Genomic DNA, 18,988 nt, shown 5'->3' with positions numbered 1-18,988 from the left:
GTCAACCGCCCTGGTAGGTGAAGGCCGCCCAGACGTCGAGGGCGTCCGTCCCGCGGCGGGCCAGGGCGACGAGTTCGGCCGGCGCGCCCGGCGGCAGCCGGCGCTCCGGGTCCAGGGCCCACAGCTGGGTGCGGCGCAGCGCCTCGGCGGGCGGGTCGCCGGCGGCGAGGCGGCCGTGGAAGACGTACATCAGCACGCACACCATCTCGTCCACCACCTCCCAGCGCGAGCCGACCACACCCGTCGCCCCGGCGGCGAGGAAGGCGCTGGCGAGGGTGAGCGCCTCGTCGACGTCGCCGCCGGTGTGGTCGCTGACGCAGGCGTCCAGCACGACCAGGCCGCCCGGGGAGCCCGGCGGGCGGCCCTGGGCCTGGCGCAGGATGTCGCCGACCGGCAGCCGGCCCCGGTCCCCGGCGCGCGGGTCCGGCGCGAGGCCGAGGTAGGCGTCCAGCGGCGACCGCTCGGACGGCAGCGCGTGGCAGGCCAGATGGAGAACGGACGCCCCGGCCCGGCCGGGCGCGGGCAGCGCGGCCAGCACCTCGGCCGGGGTGCCCGCCCCCTCGGCGTCCTCGACGTAGCCCAGCAGCGTGCCGTGCGGGTAGTAGTCGGCGTGCAGGTACTCCGCCTCGGCCTCGGCGAACATCAGCTCCCGGGTCGGGTCGCCGACGATCACCGGCCGTTCGGCGAGCAGCAGCCGGGGACGCCGGACCACCTCGCAGAACTGCCGCGCCGAGGCCGCGTACGAGATCACCGCCCGCTCCACGGCCCGCACCGGCCGCCCGCCGTCCCGCAGCCCGCTGCTCAGCAGCGCCGCGTGCCAGGGCACCCCGCTCAGCTCGCCGAACGGCACCAGGACCAGCCGGGGCGGCGCGTCCGGGCCGCGGCGGACGGCCGCCCGCAGGGCGGGGTGGCGCAGCAGCGGGCGCAGCACCGTGGTGCCGGCCCAGTCGCACAGCTCGCCGAGGGTGGCCCGCCAGCGGCGCCGGGCGGCCGCCCGCTCCGGGTGCCCGGGCGGCAGGGCGACCAGGGTGGCCTGCCGGTCGAGGTGCGCCCGGCGGTTGGCGGCGAGCGGACCGCGGTCCTCGGAGCGGACCGAGTCGACGCCGACGAGGGTGAGCGGCAGCAGGTGGATGTCGCCGGCGCCGTCCTCGCCCGGCGTGACCAGCACCGCCGCGCCGCTGCGCCCCGCGCCTGGCGGCAGCAGGTAGACCAGGGCATCGACGCCCGCCGTGCCCAGGGCGCGGGCGATCTCCGCCACCGCCGGCGGAGCCATCAGCGCCTCACCGGCCGGGGAGACGGCGAGCGCGGTGAGAGCGCGGCGGCGCAGGTCGTCCGGCACCGGGATCTCGGCGCCGCCGGGCAGGGAGGCGAGCAGGCCGCCAGGCAGTCCGAGCACCGCGTCGAGGCCGGGGCCGCCGGCGGCCGGGCCGTCCTGGGCGGCGCCGCCGGACAGCCAGGCGTCGGCGAGGTCGGGGTGGCCGGTGGAGCGCAGCAGGTCCGGGACGTCGGTGGTGGCGGTGGAGGCGTGCAGCACCAGGCCCCGGCCGAGCTCCAGGGCCGCGACGGCGGCCCGCAGGTACGGCTCGCGCTCGCCGCCGGGGGCGTCGTCGTCCGGTGCGTCGTCGTCCGGTGCGTCGCCGTCCGGCGCGTCGCCGTCCGGCGCCTCGTCCCGGTCGGCGAGGTACCAGCGGGCGATCGTCAGCGCACGCGCCGCGTTCTCCCGGGCCACCAGCAGGGCCGGGCCGGCCGCCGCCTGGAGCAGGGTGGCGGCGGCCGTCTGGCGCAGCGTGGTCAGCCCGGCCTCGCGCCCGGCCCGCCGGTCCCCCGGCCCCAGCCGCACGCGGTGGGCCCGGGCGATGATCCAGTTCACCGCCGCCAGCATCTGGGTGGGCGTCCCGTGCCGCATCCGCTCACGGACCGTTTCGGCGGAGGCCAGCGCCCCGGCGATGTCCCCGGGTCGCCGCGCGTGCTCGTAGCGCGCCGTCAGCAGCATCGCCCGCATCAGGTGGGCCCGGGACCCCTCCATGCCCGCCGGGTCGGTGTCGGCGATGAGCAGGTCGAGGTACCTGAGCGCCTGCTCGGCGCGGCTCTCGGAGAACGGGGGCCCCATCGCCAGAAGGCTCACCACACCGGCCGCCCGCATGGTCAGCACGGCCTTGTAGAGGTGGCCCGTCGGCGTCCGGTCCGCCGCGTCCAGCATCAGGACGACGCCCGCCATCGCCCGTTCCGGCGACTGCCCGCCGTGGAGCGCGTGGACGAACATCGCCAGCCCGAGGTCCCCGCGGGCCATCTGCCGCAGCGGGTCGTCCTCGGGCATCGCGTCGACCAGCGGTTCCAGCGCCGTCACCGTCCGGGCCATCCGCGGGACGTCGCCGGCCGCCAGGGCCTCCTGGAACTCCAGCATCAGCCGGGTCCGTTCGAGGATCGGCCGGTGGGCGGCCAGCAGCCTTCCCACGCCCGGGTGTTCGGAGTGCGAGAGGTAGGCGATCACCTCCTCGGTGTAGCGGCGGGAGGCCTCCAGGTCCTGGTGGTCGCCGGCGAGGCGGAAGCGCTGGTAGAGGTTGACGGCGAGGTTCTCCAGGTAGACCACCCGGTTGACGTCGTCCGGGGCTGCCCGGCGGAACGCGGCGCGCTGGTGGCGGATCGCCGCGTCGAGGTCGCCGACGGCGTTGGTGAGCGCGAACCGCTTGCTCATCGCCGCGCCCAGCGAGCCGTGCAGGTGCTCGTCCGACCACAGGGTGCCGGTGGGCCGGGCGCCGGCGTCGTCGAGCAGGCCGATCACCCGGTCGAGTTCGGCCCGGTCGGCGGAGTACTGGCTCTTCGCGATGGAGGCGTCGGCGAGGTGGCGGAGGATGTCACCGCGCCGGACGCCGTGGTCCTCCTCCTGCATGGTGTCCACGGCCAGGGTGAGGTGCCGGACGGCTTCCTCGGTGCGGTACGTCTGCGGGTCGTGCTGGTGCAGCGCGTTGACGAGCGTGCCGAGCACCGCGTGCGAGGGCGGCCGGACCGGGTCGTCCTCGGCCATGCCGGCCACGCCCTCGCGCAGCACCTCGACCGCCTCGTGGACCTCGGCGCCCACGCCGTCGCGGTGGAGCTCGGCCCTGCCGGCGAGGGTGCAGCCGAGCAGCCAGCGCACGGTGCCGCCGAACGGGCCGCCGGGCGGAATCAGCCGGCGCAGGTCGCGGAGCCGGGCGAAGCGGTGGGCGGCGTCGTCCGGGCGGATGTGGGTGCCGTCGCCGCGCGCCCAGTACAGGTCGAGCAGGTGCAGTCCGGCGCGCATCCGGTAGGGGGAGTCGGCGGCGGTGGTGGCCGCGACCGCCTCCAGGTGGGCGACGGCCCGGTCGGTGCGTGCCGCGTCCGGGCCGCCGTCCCGCTCGTCCAGCAGCAGCCGCACGAGGCACTCGCGGACCGCCGACTCGATCGGGTCGGCGAGTTCGGCCGGCCCCGGCTCGGCGTCGGGGGCCGGGCGGTACGGCGCGCCGTCGGGGCCGCCGGGTGGTGCCGGGCTCAGCCGGTCGAGCAGGCCCTCCAGGACGGCTTCGGCGGCGGCGCGGTCGGCGGCCACCCGTTCGGGCGGGGCGTCGTCGCGCTCGGAGCGGTCGGCGAGGGCGCAGCCGAGGTTGGCGAGCGCCCCGGGGTCCTGGGCGTCGTAGGCGTCGTACCTGTCGTAGGCGTCGGTGTCCCCGGTTCCTTCGGCCGGACGGTGCCAGGGGCCCGGCGGCACCGGGACGGGGCAGGCGAGCCGCAGCGCCTCGATCGCCCGGTCCAGGTCGTCGGGGCGGGCCGCCGGATCCGTGACACCGGCACTCGCCCCGTCCTCGTAACGCGCGTGCAGCAGCATCCCGAGCCGGAACGCCGCCTCTCCCCGCTCCGGCGCGTCCTGGTCGAACGCGGCCATCGTGAGCGTCAACAGCCCAGCGGCCTCGTCCCGTTCGGCCAGCACAGCGGCGCGGATCCCGTCGTCCTCGGCGAACTCCGGTTGCTCGACGGCCCGCCAGTAGCGCACCGAGAGCGTCAGCCCGACCAGGAACCGCGCCTCCGCGAGCGCCCCCGCCGGCGCGCCCGGGCCCGCCTCCTCCAGCAGCGTGCGCGCCGTCGAGAACGCGGTGAGCGCCCCGGACAGCGCCATCGCGGCCGCCCGCGGATCGGGCGCCGCGTCGTGCTCGTCCAGCAGCCGACGCCCGCGCCCGACCAGCGTCCGCGCCTCGTCCACCGCCCCCACCGGTCCTCCCCGTCCCACAGCCCCGCCGCCCCGGCCGCCCCCGCCCGGCAGACAACCGCACACCCGGCCCGCCGTCAAACCCGCTGGACCGCCGCCCGGCCGGCCGGTACGGTGCGGGAACGATCCAAGGGGGTGGACAGGTGCGGCCGCTGTTGCTGCTGGACGTCGACGGACCGCTGAACCCGTACGCGGCGAAGCCCTGCCGCCGCCCCGAGGGCTACCTGACGCACCGGCTGCTGACCCCGCGCTGGGACGCCGCCGAGCGCCGCCGGCTGCGCGCGTACGGCCTGCCGAACAAGCCGCCCAAGCCCTTGCGCGTCTGGCTCAACCCCGACCACGGTCCGGCGCTCACCGCCCTCCCGTACGACACCGTCCGGGCAACCACCTGGGAGGAGGTATCACCCTTGCACCTTGTTCCCGACCTGCGGAAACGAGCTGAGGTGCACGGGGCCACAACCCCGCCATGGCCGCTTTCACCTCAGCCAAGCTCAGAGTATCGCCGTCACCAGAGCTTCGGGCGTGCGCGTCCCCGCTTCCTTATGGCGTACTCGAACGCCGCGTCGTACTTGCGGGTGAAGGACCGGTCCATAACGGGCTTGAGGTTCGCACCGAGCTGGACAACGAAGAGCACATCAGCTCCGACCACAGCCACAAGAGGAGGAGTCGCCGCCTCGATCATGTCGGCAACTCTTCTGTATTCGGGCTCATCGACCTCGGCGCGGATCACTGAGGCTAGCTCGTCCCTGGCGCTGACACCGGAGACGTGGAAGATGCTCGATACCCGCGGTTGCATGTTCGACAGCGTGTCGCCCCACAACCATCCCCATCGCTGCATCACAACCTCCCCCTCAGCCACCGACCCACCACGCTACGTGAAGGTGGCGCACCTGGCTAGATGCAGGACCCAGGGCGCCACCTGCCTCCGACCGGTAGCAGAACAGCTGATCCTCGCTGGTCGGGGCATCGGGGCGGAGCCAGCTGCTCCCGTCCACGGCCGGCGCGATCCCCTGTCGGCTGCCCTCGGCAAAGGCAGCGAGGCCAGGCGGTAGGTGCCGAGCTTCCGTGCCCGTGCTTCCTACCGGACCCGTGCAGCCGCCTTACGGCTGCGCAAGGGGAGGTTCCATGCTTCGAAGAGGATTTCCATGTACGGCGGGGTCGCTGTCCGCCGGACCTCTGGTGGCTCCCCACCTCCGGAGCCACTTGGCCATGGTGCCCTCCGACACCCCGTGGCCTTGGGTGAGCACGAGCAACGGAGTTCGGTTCGCGTACGCGGTGATCAGATCGGTGCGGGTCTTGCCGGTGGGCTCGGGGATCTTGGGCGGCACGGGGGTCCGTTCGGGCGTGGAGGCCCCACCCTCGTGCGGTGCTGTGGTCGCGCACGGGGCGGGGCCGGTCTGCGGGGTCAGGGCATCGTCGTTCGGCGTGGGAGGGTGATGGGCTCCCACGGCAGAGGGGCGGGCCGCAGGCCGGTCGCCTCCTCAAGCAGCCGGACGCGGTATCCGGCCTTGAGCATCTGGTCCTGGAGCCATTTGGCGTCGCAGCCGTAGACCGTCGCGAGCCGTCTGACGCCGACACCGGCGGCGTACCGTTCGGCGACGGCGGGCAGCGCGGCGAGGACGAGAGCTTTGATCATCGCCTGGCGGTCGGGTGGGGTGCTGGCCCACATAGCTACTCCTGGTGGCATCGGGAGTGCCCCCGTTCGGTGACAGCAGGGGCGGTCACCGAGCGGGGGCGTGCCCGCCGCTGGGGGTTAAGGGCGGCGGGGGTGCGAGGTGGTCGCTACGCGGCGTAGAAGGGCCTCGTGACGTCCTGGATCTCCAAGACGGCCCTGGCGAAGTCCTTCAGTTCGCCGCCCCACGGGTCGGCGATGCCGCTGCCGAGAATGCGCACCGGCCGGTCGGGGCCGGCGAGGGCCTGGACGGCTTCGGCGGTCTCCTCGTCGACCGCGAGCAGGTCGTCGGCCCAGGCGAGCTGTGCGGCGTCCAGGAACACTCCGCGGTGCTCGGTGAGGTCGTAGCCGAAGCCGGCGGCGGCCTGGATCATGAGGGCGTGCGCGGGCTTGCCGACGTGCCAGTCCCGGGTGCCGGCCGAGCGGACGTCGAGGGTTCCTCCCGCCCGCTCGGCGATGATCAGCGCGGCGATCGGGGAGCGGCAGTGGTTGCCCTTGCAGATCACCAGGACCTTGCGGCGGGTCGGTGTCACGAGGGGTCCACCCGCTCGATCTCGAAGGTGAGCACGCCGAGCGCTTCCTTGTGGGGCGGGAAGATGGCGCGGATCGCTTCGAGCTGTTCGGCCTCGGTGGCGTGGGGGTTGACGGCCTTCACGCGCTCGGTGCCGAACATCTCCGTGAAGGTGCGGTACTTGCCGATCCGCGTGACCTTGGTCAGGCAGTTCGACTCGCGGCAGGTGAAGTTGATCAGGTCTCCGACCTTGATCCGCTTCATCGACTCGTACGCGACGCGGACCTCGACGGTCTTCTCGCCCTTGGCGATCATGTCGAAGTACTGCCGGTAGATCGGCAGGTTGCGGGGGCGCTTCGCCTGGGAGTTGTGCGTTACAGGCTGGCGGGTGCTCATCAGGGGTTCCAATGCGGTTGTGGTGTAGGACCGGAAGAGGTGCTTGGGGTCGCTGAGCAGGAGCTCACCGAGTCCCGTCAGCGCGTCGACGTAGTCCTCCTGGGTGCCGGGCCACGCCGAGGGGTCGAGCACCCAGGCAGGGGTGTTCTCGTCCCGGGCGAGCCCGAGGTCGGCGGCCTCGCGCAGCAGGCTCTTCGAGAGCTTGCCGCCGTCGCTGCCGAGGATCTGGGGGGTGAAGATCCGGACCGGGAGGGGTCCGGCCGGAAGCCCGAGGGCCGCGTGCGCGCCGTCGACCAGCTGGCAGCCGAACACCCAGTCGCCGCCCTTGACCATGACGTGCAGCGTGCGGTCGTCGGGCCGGTAGGAGCGTTCCTTGACGACGTTGCGGTAGAGCGTGGCGAGGTCGAGGTAGCCGCCGCCCAGCGGCGTGATGTCGTTCTCGTAGCTGCCGTGCTCGAAGCAGTGGGCTTCGAACAGGCCGCCGGCCTCGTCCAGTTCCACCAGCCGCGTCCGGTCGGCGTACTTCTCGGCCCAGCTGCAGACCGGGCAGGGCAGCCGGATGTGGGCGCTGCCGCTGTTCGGCGACAGCCAGGTGCCGACCACCTCCAGCAGCTCCAGCGTTCGGAGGAACTCGGCCCGGAAGGCCGGGGTGGCCTGCTGCTGGGTGTAGGTGCTGACCGTGTACGAGACGTTCGTCCGGGCGCGGCAGGCGTCGAACAGCGGAAGGTAGTGCCGGGCGACGAGCGCCGTGATCCCGTCGGCGCTCAGGCTGTGGGCGTAGGCCCGCTGGTACCGCCGGCCGTCGGCCCGGACGGTCTCCGCCGGGGAGTTGTCGAGCGCGCAGAAGTCCACGCGGGTGTCGACACCGAACTCGTCGCGGGCGCGCTCCGCCAGCAGGAAGGCGAGGCTCTGGACGAGGTGGGTTCCCAGGTGCGGGTGCCCGTTGATCTGCGTGCCCACCGAGAAGTCGATGCTCTCGATGTCGGAGTCCACGATGCGGGGCCGCAGGACGTCAACGGCGTCCTCAACGGCGTTGGCGAGCACCGTGTTCGGGGACCTCAGCGTCGATGTGGTCATGGTGCGCCTCCCTCGGGTCGGGGTGGTGCGGCGGATGCGGGTGAGCGGTCGTCGGCTAGAAGCGTCCTGAGAAGATGAGCGCCGTTGCCAGCGCTATCAGCGAGAACAGGGCGAGCGTGTAGGCGACGGCGACCGGTACGGGGGCCGGTTCACCGCGAGCGGCTTGCTCGGCCGCCTCCCGGTAGTCGTCCTGGCCGTCGTCCACGGCCTACGCCGGCCGCGTGGCGAGCGAGGCCCGCAGCGCGGCGAGGCGGCGCGGGCTTCGGGCCCGGATGATGCAGTCGTCACAGATCATGTGGCAGGTGCTCCGGTCGTCACCGGGGGCCTGGAGGAGCGTGCCCGCGCAGACCAGGGTCTCCCGCTGGCAGGCCCAGCAGGTGCCGTCGGTAGCCGTCGGGCCGGTCCGCGACAACGTCCGCTTCAGCCACCCGGAGGGTCGACAGGGTGCTCATTCCGCAGGCTCCAAGTCCTTCAGGGAGACCGGCTGAGGGTTGGGGTTGCTGGAGCTGTTCCGGGTCACCCGGGCGCGGTTGGCGAGACCGGTGCGACGAGCCGCGCAGTCCCGACAGGTGCAGGTGGAGCGCACAGCGGCGATCTGGAGCGGCGTTCCGGCGGACGGGGCTTGACCGGCCGCGTTGGCCGCTCGGTAGTCGTCCAGCGGGTTCCAGTCGGCGGGCGGGCGGTTCGACTCGCTCTTGCTCGGACCGCTCACGACCTCGCGGTACTCACGCTTGGGGCTGCGTCTCGCCACCGATCTGTCCTCCTTCGCCGTGGCGGTGGGGGTGCGTGATAGACCGTAGGGAGTCGGCTACAGACGGTGCCACGAAGTTGCACGTGGTTGCACAGCAGTCACCCGAGAGAGTCAATCGCCTCTGTGATCAGGCTGCGAGCGGCAGCACCGTGCACGGCATCCATGGACAGTTCCCCGAACCGGCTGACGTACATGGCCACCTCGGAGGGCTGTGTGATCTGGAGGTACCCGGAGACGAGTTCGATGTTGGCCTGCGACGAGTCGTAGAGCGAGAACGCTTCGACGTGCATCGAGTGACGCAAGTAGCCCCTCGGGATGATTCCAAGGCTCACGTTCGCCAGGCCCGCGACAGCAATCAGGTGGGTGAGCTGGCCGGCGGCTACCGCCGTGCCGCCAAGACCGTGATACAGGCATGCCTCTTCGATGATGAAGGCGAAGGTCTTCCCGTGGTCTCTCAGGATCTCCTGCCGCTCCATACGCACCTGGACGGCCTCTTCCACATCGTCCACGGCAACACGACGGCGTTGGGTGGCTTGGAGTACCGAGCGGGTGTAGTCCCGGGTCTGGAGGAGACCGTGCAGGATTCCAGGTGTGTAGGCCCGGAACCGGGTAGTTCGCTCGTATAGCGGCAGCACCATCTCTTGGGCGCGCTTGAGCCCGCTCCGCTCCACGCGTCGCCACTCGGTGAACATGGTCTCTACTGAGCGGAGGGAAGCCACCAGGTCTGCGGCTTGGTCGCCTGCTCCGCAGGCGCGGCACCAATCCCGGATGTCCTGCTCGGACGGTGCGGTGATCGCGTTCTCGATGCGGGAGCACTTCGACTTGCTCCAACCGCAGGCGAGGGCGAGAGCAGGCCCGGTAAGCCCGGAGTCCTTCCGGATCTCCTTAAGCCGTTCGGCTAGAGCCTTCCGGGCCTGATGAACGCTCGATGAGCGAGAAGTACGCATCTTTTTCGGCTACTTGAGCACGTAGTCCTCGTGCGGAGTCGCCCTATGCCACACGGTCTCGAAGGCGTTCTTCACGAGCTGAACCACGGCAGGTTCGGTCGTCCACTCTCGGTCCACCACATCCCCGTCACCCGAGAAGAAGGTGAACATGATCTTGGAGTCATCGAACATCCACAGATCGGTTCCGGGCAGAGCAATGTCTGCCGCCAACCGGCGCGGAAGCCAGCGAACCTGTTCGCCGATAGCCGCGTTCAGGAAGGTCACGTGGTGCTCGTAACGGATGTACTCCGTGACCGGCTCAGAGACGATCCGAGCCCGGCGCATGACCACACCGCGGCCAATCGCCTCTCCAGCGAAGTTGGTCCAGTACTGGAACCACTCCGGCCGGTCGCCCGGGTTGTGGCGAAGACCCTCGCGGTAGCGCTGGAACTGTGGGTCGTTCGGCGTGTAGTTGTCGCGCATCTCCAGGTGCACGGCAGAGAATTTAGCCTCCGCCATGGCCGTGGCGATCGGATTGGCCACGCTACTCCTTCTCGTCCTCTTGAGTGGCCAGCCTTGCGGCGAGGTCCACGATGAACTTGATCATTTCTTCCGGGAGGCGGATTACGGTCTCGTGGTCGGGCACGTCAGTCGAGTGCCCCGGGATCGACCCAACCTCCTTGCAGCGGCTCAAGTCCTCATCGCTGGCCTTGTAGGACTGGATGAGCAGATCGCCGTTCTCCGGGTCGCGCCAGATGGTCGGCGAGTCGACCTCCGGCGTGTTGGAGATGATCCCGATGAACTGTAGAGGCTCCACGATGCTCCCTGTGAGTCTGGTTCCGCCTAGTTGCACAACCGGTGGGCTCATCCTGGCGCGTACACGACCTGCCTGTCAGGTGTTCTGTTTTTGACGAACCGCCAGCTCAGCCCCCCAGCGCCCGGCGATGGCGCAAGTAGCCGAGTGTGTAGGGGGACGGCCCCACTCGCCCCTCCGTTCCTCGGCAGACCTGGGGCCGCAGCCAGCGGTGACGCGATCTGGAGGGGGTGGGGCTTGGTGCCAGCGGCCGGCGGGGCTGGTGGAGCAGCGGTGGGTCGAGGCCGCGGGGGTGGGGCTTGGTGCCCCCGGCCCGATCTCGACGCCGTCGGCGAGGAACTGCTGCACGGCGGCGTCGGCCTGGTGGCGGTAGGGGTGGCGGGAAATGAAGTGGCCGTTCTCCCGGATCTCGTACGGCTCTGGCGCGAGTTCCGTGAAAGCTCTCCGGGACAGCGACGCCGACGGCGAAGGGTCAGAGCCACCAGCGAACGAAGGTGACGACGCCGAGAGCCGTGAAGCCCAAGAGCACCAGGCCGACGAGGGCAAGACCAACGCAGAACAGCGGCCCGGCCGAGTCATCCTGGCCCGTATCCTGGGCGTGGTCGTACACGTGGTGCCAGTGGATCGGGCGGCCTGCGTGTACTGAGGCCGCCTCACGGAGCCCGCACAGCCGCTCGCGGGCGGTCTCCGTTTGCGCTGACCGCTCGGAACCGCGCCAGGCGAGGGCTGCCATCTGGTCGAGTGGGTCGGGGTGGCGGGCCTCGAACGCCGCCGTCTCGGCCGGGTCCCGGTCGGCGTCGAGATAGGCCCAGCGGCCCGCTTCGGCTGGCTCGCCGTACAACCGGTAGACCTCGGCCAGCCGCAGCCTGACCGTCAGGTCTGCCGGATACGAGGCCACCAGGCCGCGCAGGCGCTGACGAGCAACGGGTATCCGACCGGCGCGAAGGTCCGCGTCAACCTTGACGAGGGTGGTCTCAACTGTCACCGGAGCATGGTGACCGACGAAGAACTCCTGGTCAAAGGACTTACCAACTCTCTCGGACAAGCTGCGCTCGGTGATCTTCAGGATGTGAGGAGCACGCGCTTGCGGAGGAGGTCGAGTTTGGCGCGGCCGAACATCTCGCTTCAGCATCTTGATGCGGTTGACGTGACCCTCGGCGGGTCCGGAGTTCCAGCGGAGTGTGAGGCCGGCCATGACCGCGTCCCAGTCCTTGCGCAGGCCGGTGGCGAAGCCGGGCAGTTCGGGCAGGTGGCTGGCCTGGGCGTCTGCGCTCCACTGTTCGAGGTCTTCTTTGCCGCGGCGGTTGACGAGGATCGAGGCGAACCGTGCGATGAGGTCGCAGGCGTCGTCCAGCTCGCTGCACCGGTTGCGGAGTTCCTTCAGCAGGACGCGGCCTGACTCGGGGCGGTTGTCGGGGTGGGTGAGGATCAGCCTGGTCACCTCGCGGACCTTGGGGACCGGCGGGCGGGTGGCCGACTTGGCGTTGTCTCGCAGCCGGTGCACGAACCGGCGGACGGTCCGCTCGCTGACGGTCAGGCCGCGTTCGGCGAGTTCCCGGTGGAGGCGGTCAGCGCTGGTGCAGCCCTCGTTGAACCGGGCGATCAGGTAGGCGGCGTGGCCGTCCAGGCTGCTCTGCAGGCCGGTGAGACGGTCGCCGATCAACTCTTCGGCCGTGACGGCCCTCATGAACTTCCGCACCGTCTTCGGGTCCAGGACCAGCTCGGACACGATCTGGCTGTGCCCCATGCCCTTGTCCATCAGCGCGTGAACCGCGGCGTGACGCTCGCGGATACGCCGGGCCCGCAGTCCGTCGGGCAGCACCACCTTCTCCTTCTCCGGGATGGGCGGGACCCACTGCGGGCGCAGGCGGGCGACCAGCCTCTCGGCCGCCTCACCGAGGTTCTGCCAGAGATGAAACCGGTCCGCGACCTGCGTCGCCGTGCCGGCGCCGCGGTCCGCCCCGTCCGCGTAGTAGCGGGCACGGTCGCGGCAGACCACCTCAACGCCGGGGTGCTCGGTGAGCCACTCAGCCAAGGCGTCGGCCGACCGCTCGGGCAGGACCTCGACAGGGCGGCCGCCCTCGATGTCGACCAGGACCGTGCCGTAGTTGTGGCCCTTGCGCAGGGCGAAATCGTCGACGCCGAGCACGTGAACCCGCCCTATGAGCGGGTCCGGCAACGAGCGGATCAGGCGTATCAGGACGTCCCGGCTGATCCCGACCGCCATCTGCTCGGCGAGCCGGGCGCCGGCCCGACCACCCAGTGCCAGAGCGACTGCCTCCCGAACCTTCCGCAGCCCCACCGTGCAACGCCCGTACCAGAACGTCAGCCCCGGGATCTGCTCAGCGAACGTTCGCTTCCCGCACTCGACGTTGTCGCAGAAGAACCGGCGGATCCGCAGGTGAAGCACCAGCTCCTGCCCGCAGACCGAAGCGTCGCCGACCCGCCGCTCGTAGCCGCAATGCACGCGCTCAGACAACTCCCGCAGCCCGGACACGTCGCCCCCGGCATCCGGCCCCGGGCGTGAACTCGAACCGACCCGCCAACCGATCTGACCAACTCGACGTGCAACAGCGTGAACTGGGGGAAGAGGACAGCCAGAAGATCAGCTACAGACACCCGACATGATCGCCAACCGTCAAGGTCCGCGGGCAGCTTTCACGGAACTCGCGCCAGAGCCTCTCCACTCCCTTGGCGAAAACCGGCACCGGCTTGCCCTTGGCGTTCAGGTAGAGCTGGTGGTGCCCGTTCACCGTCACCACCTGCCACCCCAAGTACACCGGGTTGCGCAGGATCTTGCCGACCGTGTTCGAGCGGAACGGCCCGCCCCGCGTCGCCCGGAAGCCGTCGGCAGTCAGCCCCAGCGCGATCTTCCGGTTCGACTTCCCCTCTGCTGCCTCCCGGTGAATCCGCTCGATCACCGGCCAGAACTTGCCGTGCTTGAGCTTGCGCTTCTTCGTGACCTTCAGCCCGTAGGGCGGCATCGCCAGCCACATGCCCTCTTCGCGCTGCGTGGCCTTCGTGTCCCGGACCTTCTCCGACAGCACCCGGCTGTACTCGCGGGTGTCCTCCGCCTTGCCGACGATGCGCATGCGGTCGGCGGGGATCTCGGTGTCCAGCCGGTCCAGGTCGAACACCAGGCGCTTGCCCGGGACGTCCAGGATCTTGAGCACGTCGCCCGCACCCTGACGGGAGTAGCGGGAAGAGTCGTACACCCACAGGCAGTCCGACTCACCTTCGAGCAGCGCGTGTACCGCCGACTCGAACTCGGGGCGCTTCACGCCCTTCTTGTAAGCCGAAAGGTTCTCGCGGTAGATCCGGCGGATGGTGTAGCCGTTGTCCTTGCCCCACGCCCGGCCCCGCACCTCCTGAGCCTTCAGCGACAGGAGGTCCCGGGCAGCTGTACCCCTCACGACCTGCGACTTCCGCAGAAGCAGGTCGAGGTATCGCACCAGTCCGGCAGGCTTGCGAGCCATGGTTCCACTCTCCAGTCAGCGGCACGGGCCTGCATCCTGGAGGTGCAAGGTCGACCGTCGCTCTGGGAGCAGGAGGCCAACGACTTCCTCGCGCCCCTGCTGGGCCTGCCCGAGCTCCCCGTCATCTCCTGGTCCGACCCCCGGCCGCAGCCGGAGGGCGGGGTGTTCTGGAAGACGCCCGACATCGTCGACTGGGCGCACGGCCGCCCGTTCGCCTGGGTCGACGACCTGATCACCGAAGCGGACCGCACCTGGGTCGCCGCCCACCACCCCGGCCCGGCCCTCCTCCACCGGGTGGACCCCCGGACCGGCCTGACCCCCGCCGACTTCACCGCCCTGGCATCCTGGGCGGCCACCCTGGCGTCCGGCGCTCAGTTGACGAAGTAGCTGAATCCGACCGTCGCCGCGGACATCCCGGGTGCGATCACCCGCGTGAGCGTCCCCTGACAGTTCGCCGCGGAATACACATCGACCGTGGCGTCGGTGAGGTTCTGCACGATGACCGGTGACAGCGTCGGGTAACACCCCCGTGCCGGGTTCTGGCGCGCCACGCCGTTCACCACCAGCACCCCCGTGGCCGCCTGCGCGGGCACGGCGGACGCGAGCACTCCGACAACGGCCAGCATCCCGACCACGGCGATCCGACGACGCATGACTGCTCTCCCTTCCGAGGACGCACAACCGGTAGACGCCCTTCCGTGCCATGGATCCCCCGCCCGCCCCTCCCGTGTCGGATTCCCGGCCGCTGTCCCCCGAACCGCCGACGATTCGGGCACGAGCGGCCGAGTGGCGGCCCTTCCTCGCTCGCCCCACCCGGGGCCGGACCGCGCCTGCGCCGACGCCCACCACCCAGGCCCGGCCCCCTCCCCCCGGTGGACGCCCGCACCGGCCCGACCACCGCCGACCTCACCGCCCCGGCGTCCTGGGCGCCCGCCCTGCCGTCCGGCCCTCGCGGGCGGTCAGGGCCGCGGTCAGCGCGGTGACGGCGGCCAGCGCCGCCCAGGCAGGGGTGTACCCGCCGCCCGGGCCGTCCCCGGTCGTGTCGCGGAGCAGGCCGAGGGCGGGCGGGGCGAGGATCACGGCCACCTGGTTGACCGCCATCACCAGGCCGAGGGCCAGACCGGTCCGGCCCGGCGGGGCCGCTTCGGCGAGGTGGGCGACCCACGGGCCGTACCAGCCGATGCCGAAGAAGCCGAGCCAGGTGAACAGGACGGCGGCGCCCACCGGATGGTGGCCGAGCGGGGTGGTCAGCGCGAGCAGGCCCGCCACGGCCGCCACCATGCTCGCCAGGACCGGGCGGTAGCGCCCCGCACGGCTGCGGTCGCTCCACGCCGCGAGACCGATCCGGCCCAGCATGCCCGCCAGTTGGGACGCCACCAGCACCGCGCCCGCCGCGCCCGCGCCGAGGGAGGTGGCGTCGTGCAGGTACAGCGCGCCGAGCACACCGAGGCCGCTGTGCACCGACACCATGGCCAGCCCCGACAGCAGCGCCTTGACCAGGGCGGGCTCGCGGAGCAGCCGCAGACGGTCCGCGACGGGGGCGGAACTCGCCGCCGGGGAAGGGAGGTCGGGGACGGGGACGGCCTGCCCGGGCGGCCGCCGGTAGAGCGCGGCGAACGCGCCCGCCCCCGCCAGCGCGACCAGCCCGCCGGCCAGCAGGGCCGACCGCCAGCCGTGCGAGGCCGCGAGCGGGGGCAGGACGGCCACCGCGAGTGCCCCGCCCAACGGCAGCCCGGCCTGCCGGACGCCCATCGCGAACCCCCTGCGCGCAGGCTCGAACCAGGCCGCCACCGACTTGCTGCCGCCGGGCTGGATCGTGCTGTACCCCACGCCGACCACCAGCAGGACGGCGAGCAGCGACGCGTAGCCCGGAGCCAGGCTTCCGGCCAGCAGGGCCGCGGCGACGACCCCGGCCCCGAGGCCGACCACCCACCGCTCGCCGTACCGGTCCAACAGCTCTCCGGCCACCACCAGGCCCACCAGCGGCATCAGTTGGGAGGCGGAGAGGAGCAGGCCCAGCTGGGTCGCACCGAGGCCGAGGGCGTCCTGCAGCGGGACGGCCATCGCCCCGATCCCCTGGACGAAGAAGCACGCGGCGGCCTGGGTGAAGGTGGCCGTTCCGAGGATCACCCAGCGGTAGCCGGGCGCGGGCGGCGCGGCCGCGGGGGCCGCGAGGGCGACTTGGTGGTGACTCATGCCGACCCATGCTGCTGTCATGGTCCTATGCACCTCAACCCTTACGGCGAGGACGCCGTCCACCTGGCCGCCGCGCTGACGAACCGGCGTCCGGAGAGCGCCGGCGAACTCGTGGCCCGCTGCCGCGCGGCCGGTCTCCTGGTCGAAGGGCCCGGCACGCCGGCCGACCTGACGCGCACCCACGCCCTGCTCGACGCCTGGGAGGCGGTGGTCGACGCGGCGGACGAGCGCGAGCGCGCGGCCCGGCTCAACCTGATGCTCGCCGCCGGCACCGCCCACCCCCGGGTGACCGACCACGCGGGCAGCGGCTGGCACCTGCACTACCGCGACGAGGACCTCCCGCTCGGCGACCTGCTGTTCGCGCTGGTCGCGACCGGCACCGCCCTGCATCTGGTGGGGCGCGGGATGCACCGGCTGGGCCGCTGCGCCGTCGGGGAGTGCGCCACGGTGTTCGCCGACACCTCCCGGACCGGGCGCCGCCGCTACTGCTCCGCGCGCTGCGCCAACCGCGACGCCGTCCGCCGTCACCGCGCGAAGCACCCGGCGGCCGGCTGACGTCCCGCAGGGCCGATCGGATGGGTCGTCGGCTGCTGCGTACAGCGCCGGCGCCTCGTCTCCGACGATCGGCCGAGCAGCCCCCTCCACCGAGCCACCGAGAGGCCCCGGACCACGAGAAGACGCGCACCGTTCCACCGCCCGGCCCCCACCCGCACGCTCCCGGCGGCCGCGCTGGCCGTCGCCGCACTCGTGCCGCTGGCGCCCGCCGCCCCGCCCGCCGCCCCGCCCGCCGCCCCGGCCGCGTACAGCGCCGGCGCCTCGCCCGAGGACTCCGCCGACGCCCGCGAGCTGAGCCCGGCGCTGCGGGCGAGGCTCGACGAGGCCATCCAGCAGGTGATGCGCAGGGCGGGCGTCCCCGGTGTGCGGATCGGCCTGTGGCTCCCCGGACAGGGCCGCTACCTGCGCGCCTTCGGCGTGGCCGACAAGGAGACCTGCGCGCCCATGACCGACCGGATGACCATGCGGTTCGGCAGCGAGACCAAGACCTTCACCGCCACCGCCGTGCTGTCGCCCGAGGCGCCACATCAACGGCTGGATCGGCCACACCGGCGCGCTGTTCGGCTTCGAGAGCCTCGCCATCCACCTGCGGAGCAGCGCGCGACCCTCGTCGTGCTGCTCAACGCCGACATCGTCGCCGACAACGCCGAGCCCAGCACCCTGCTCGGCCGGGCCATCACGGGCATCGTCACGCCCGGCCACGTCTACGACATCCCGCCGGGCCCGTAGCCCCGGGCGCCGGAGTGGGACGTCGGACCGGCCGACTTCCCACTCCGGCACCGTCATGCGTCGCGTAGCCTGGCAAGCTCGACGGATCGGGGTGCCGGCGGGCATCCGGCGAGGGGGCACTGATGGAGGCCGGGGACCACGGGGTGGCGGCTCCCCCGCCGTTCGACCCGGAGCTGGACGCCGCGCTGACGGCCCTGGGCGTGGGGGCGCGGGCGCCGGTCACGCCGGAGACCCTCGCCGCCTGGCAGCGGCGGGACGCCGCCACCCGCCCCCGGCCCACCGTGGAGGCGCTGCGGGACGGCGGGCGGTTCGAGGTGGCGGAGCTGGACGCGGCGGGCGTGCGACTGGTGAGCGCGCGGCCCGCCGGGTCGGACGGGCCGCTGCCACTGCTCTACTACCTGCACGGCGGCGGGCTGGTCACGGGCAACGCCTGGTCCGTACTTCCCCGGCTGCTACGGGAGTTGGCCGAACCGCTGGGCATCGCCGTGGTCTCCGTCGGGTACCGGCTGGCCCCGGCGGCGCCGTACCCCGCCGCGGTGGAGGACTGCTTCGCCGGGCTCCGGTGGACAGCCGGGCACGCGGACCGGCTGGGCATCGACGCCGGGCGCGTCGTCGTCGGGGGCAAGAGCGCGGGCGGCGGACTCGCGGCGGCGCTCGCCCTGCTGACCCGTGACCGCGGCGGACCGGTCCCGGCCGGGCAAATGCTGCTGAGCCCGATGCTCGACGACCGCAACAACACTTTCTCCGCCCACCAGTTGGCCGGCCACGACACCTGGGACCGCACCTCCAACGCGACCGCCTGGCGGGCCGCGCTCGGCGAGCGCCGGGGCGCCCCCGACCTGCCGCCGTACGCGGCCCCGGCGCGGGCCACGGACCTCTCGGGGCTGCCGCCGGCCTACCTGGAGGTGGGGTCGGCCGAGACCTTCCGCGACGAGGCCGTGGCGTACGCCGACGCCGTCTGGCGGGCCGGCGGCGAGGCCGAACTGCACGTCTGGGCGGGCGCGTTCCACGGTTTCGACACGGTCGCGCCCGGGGCGGCGGTCAGCCGGGACGCCCTCGCCGCGCGGCTGCGCTGGCTGCGCCGGGTCCTCGCGCGCTGAGCGGCCGCTGCCGCCGGCTACCCCGCGTCCGGGTCGGCGACCGGCTGGGGCACGGTGCCGAGCAGGCGGGTGAGGGCGAGGTGGTCGTGGAAGTCCCGGCTGTGCACGATGAGGCCGTCGCGCACGCGCAGCACCTGGATGTTGGCCACCGTCAACTCCTGGCCGGTGCCGCGGTGGCGGACGTGGTAGTCCCACTCGCCGACGACCACCTCGGGGTCGTCGGTGGTTCGGACCACGATGTCGCGGGCGCTCAGTTCCAGCGGCGTGCGCTCGCCCAGGGCGAGGAACCGCTCCCGCAGCGCCGCCCGCCCCTCCACCAGGCGCGGGCCGACCGGCTCGAACACCATCTCCACCACCGCGTCCTCGGCGTAGAACCCGTCCAGCTCGGCGAACCGCCCGGCCGTGATGCCGTCGAGCAGTGCGCGGAAGACCTCGCGCGGCGACCGTGTTTCGGACATGATCAACCCCCGGAATGATGTGCGCCGCCAGAACCGGACCAGCGACTCCGTTTAGACCATACGGACTGGCGACTCCGGTTGTCCAGGGGTGGGCGCCCGTCGTTCCCG

The 18,988-nt window shown here is 72.5% G+C and carries 19 protein-coding genes and 2 pseudogenes; 5 read left to right on the top strand and 16 right to left on the bottom strand.

Annotation, left to right across the window (positions count from 1 at the left end; genetic code table 11):
- Position 1: 1 nt before the first annotated feature.
- Complete coding sequence (locus ABTX81_RS19625; protein ID WP_350547249.1) at positions 2-4,222, bottom strand: CHAT domain-containing protein; 4,221 nt, start codon at positions 4,220-4,222, stop codon at positions 2-4.
- A 149-nt stretch (positions 4,223-4,371) separates the two neighbouring features.
- Here ABTX81_RS19625 and ABTX81_RS19620 point away from each other — a divergent pair.
- Positions 4,372-4,641 (top strand): annotated as a pseudogene (locus ABTX81_RS19620) (hypothetical protein); the annotation flags it as partial.
- Between the two features lie 83 nt (positions 4,642-4,724).
- Here ABTX81_RS19620 and ABTX81_RS19615 read toward each other — a convergent pair.
- The 12 genes from ABTX81_RS19615 to ABTX81_RS19555 all read right to left on the bottom strand — a co-directional run bounded on the left by ABTX81_RS19615 (position 4,725) and on the right by ABTX81_RS19555 (position 13,842).
- Positions 4,725-5,078, bottom strand: coding sequence for a hypothetical protein (locus ABTX81_RS19615; protein WP_350547555.1), 354 nt, complete (start codon positions 5,076-5,078; stop codon positions 4,725-4,727).
- 546 nt (positions 5,079-5,624) lie between these two features.
- The gene (locus tag ABTX81_RS19610; RefSeq protein WP_350547247.1) at positions 5,625-5,888 is read right to left on the bottom strand and encodes a hypothetical protein; all 264 of its coding nucleotides are present in this window, start codon (positions 5,886-5,888) and stop codon (positions 5,625-5,627) included.
- Positions 5,889-6,001: 113 nt separating this feature from the next.
- Positions 6,002-6,424 (bottom strand): arsenate reductase/protein-tyrosine-phosphatase family protein, encoded by a 423-nt coding sequence (locus ABTX81_RS19605; RefSeq protein WP_350547244.1) that lies wholly within the window; start codon positions 6,422-6,424, stop codon positions 6,002-6,004.
- Positions 6,421-7,875, bottom strand: coding sequence for an ASCH domain-containing protein (locus ABTX81_RS19600; RefSeq protein WP_350547241.1), 1,455 nt, complete (start codon positions 7,873-7,875; stop codon positions 6,421-6,423). Before ABTX81_RS19600 ends, ABTX81_RS19605 begins: the two co-directional genes overlap by 4 nt.
- A gap of 55 nt (positions 7,876-7,930) precedes the next feature.
- On the bottom strand, positions 7,931-8,080 hold the full coding sequence (locus ABTX81_RS19595; RefSeq protein ID WP_350547238.1) for a hypothetical protein: 150 nt from the start codon (positions 8,078-8,080) through the stop codon (positions 7,931-7,933).
- A 3-nt stretch (positions 8,081-8,083) separates the two neighbouring features.
- Complete coding sequence (locus tag ABTX81_RS19590; protein WP_350547235.1) at positions 8,084-8,287, bottom strand: hypothetical protein; 204 nt, start codon at positions 8,285-8,287, stop codon at positions 8,084-8,086.
- Positions 8,288-8,323: 36 nt separating this feature from the next.
- Complete coding sequence (locus ABTX81_RS19585) at positions 8,324-8,626, bottom strand: hypothetical protein (protein WP_350547232.1); 303 nt, start codon at positions 8,624-8,626, stop codon at positions 8,324-8,326.
- A 98-nt stretch (positions 8,627-8,724) separates the two neighbouring features.
- Positions 8,725-9,573 (bottom strand): helix-turn-helix domain-containing protein, encoded by an 849-nt coding sequence (locus tag ABTX81_RS19580; RefSeq protein WP_350547229.1) that lies wholly within the window; start codon positions 9,571-9,573, stop codon positions 8,725-8,727.
- Between the two features lie 9 nt (positions 9,574-9,582).
- Positions 9,583-10,095 (bottom strand): DUF6879 family protein, encoded by a 513-nt coding sequence (locus ABTX81_RS19575; RefSeq protein ID WP_350547226.1) that lies wholly within the window; start codon positions 10,093-10,095, stop codon positions 9,583-9,585.
- A 1-nt stretch (position 10,096) separates the two neighbouring features.
- Positions 10,097-10,420, bottom strand: a complete 324-nt coding sequence (locus tag ABTX81_RS19570) for a hypothetical protein (protein ID WP_350547223.1) — start codon at positions 10,418-10,420, stop codon at positions 10,097-10,099.
- A gap of 418 nt (positions 10,421-10,838) precedes the next feature.
- Positions 10,839-12,863: an ISL3 family transposase gene (locus ABTX81_RS39675; protein WP_502892808.1), complete on the bottom strand. Its 2,025-nt coding sequence runs from the start codon at positions 12,861-12,863 to the stop codon at positions 10,839-10,841.
- A gap of 112 nt (positions 12,864-12,975) precedes the next feature.
- Entirely contained in the window at positions 12,976-13,842 is an 867-nt protein-coding gene (locus ABTX81_RS19555; protein ID WP_350547220.1) for a recombinase family protein, read from the bottom strand.
- A gap of 63 nt (positions 13,843-13,905) precedes the next feature.
- On the opposite strand from ABTX81_RS19555, the pseudogene ABTX81_RS19550 reads away from it, so the two are divergent.
- Positions 13,906-14,229: pseudogene (locus ABTX81_RS19550) on the top strand (hypothetical protein); the annotation flags it as partial.
- On the opposite strand, the gene ABTX81_RS19545 reads toward ABTX81_RS19550, so the two are convergent.
- Positions 14,214-14,495, bottom strand: a complete 282-nt coding sequence (locus tag ABTX81_RS19545) for a hypothetical protein (RefSeq protein WP_350547217.1) — start codon at positions 14,493-14,495, stop codon at positions 14,214-14,216. The pseudogene ABTX81_RS19550 and the gene ABTX81_RS19545 sit on opposite strands and share 16 nt — an antisense overlap.
- A gap of 253 nt (positions 14,496-14,748) precedes the next feature.
- A complete protein-coding gene (locus ABTX81_RS19540; RefSeq protein ID WP_350547214.1) occupies positions 14,749-16,038 on the bottom strand; it encodes an MFS transporter in 1,290 nt (429 codons plus the stop codon).
- 27 nt (positions 16,039-16,065) lie between these two features.
- Between ABTX81_RS19540 and ABTX81_RS19535 the strand changes: the two genes are divergently transcribed.
- From ABTX81_RS19535 to ABTX81_RS19525, 3 genes are all read left to right on the top strand, one after another.
- A complete protein-coding gene (locus ABTX81_RS19535) occupies positions 16,066-16,593 on the top strand; it encodes a CGNR zinc finger domain-containing protein (protein ID WP_350547211.1) in 528 nt (175 codons plus the stop codon).
- A gap of 192 nt (positions 16,594-16,785) precedes the next feature.
- On the top strand, positions 16,786-17,322 hold the full coding sequence (locus ABTX81_RS19530) for a serine hydrolase (RefSeq protein WP_350547208.1): 537 nt from the start codon (positions 16,786-16,788) through the stop codon (positions 17,320-17,322).
- A 122-nt stretch (positions 17,323-17,444) separates the two neighbouring features.
- On the top strand, positions 17,445-18,422 hold the full coding sequence (locus ABTX81_RS19525) for an alpha/beta hydrolase (RefSeq protein WP_350547205.1): 978 nt from the start codon (positions 17,445-17,447) through the stop codon (positions 18,420-18,422).
- Positions 18,423-18,439: 17 nt separating this feature from the next.
- Here ABTX81_RS19525 and ABTX81_RS19520 read toward each other — a convergent pair whose 3' ends face one another.
- Complete coding sequence (locus ABTX81_RS19520; protein WP_350547202.1) at positions 18,440-18,880, bottom strand: nuclear transport factor 2 family protein; 441 nt, start codon at positions 18,878-18,880, stop codon at positions 18,440-18,442.
- Positions 18,881-18,988: the final 108 nt, after the last annotated feature.

The sequence above is a fragment of the Kitasatospora sp. NPDC097605 genome, from assembly GCF_040302725.1.
Lineage (GTDB): Bacteria > Actinomycetota > Actinomycetes > Streptomycetales > Streptomycetaceae > Kitasatospora.
The sequence above is the reverse complement of the archived record's forward strand: the minus strand, read 5'-3'. Positions and strand labels throughout refer to the sequence as shown.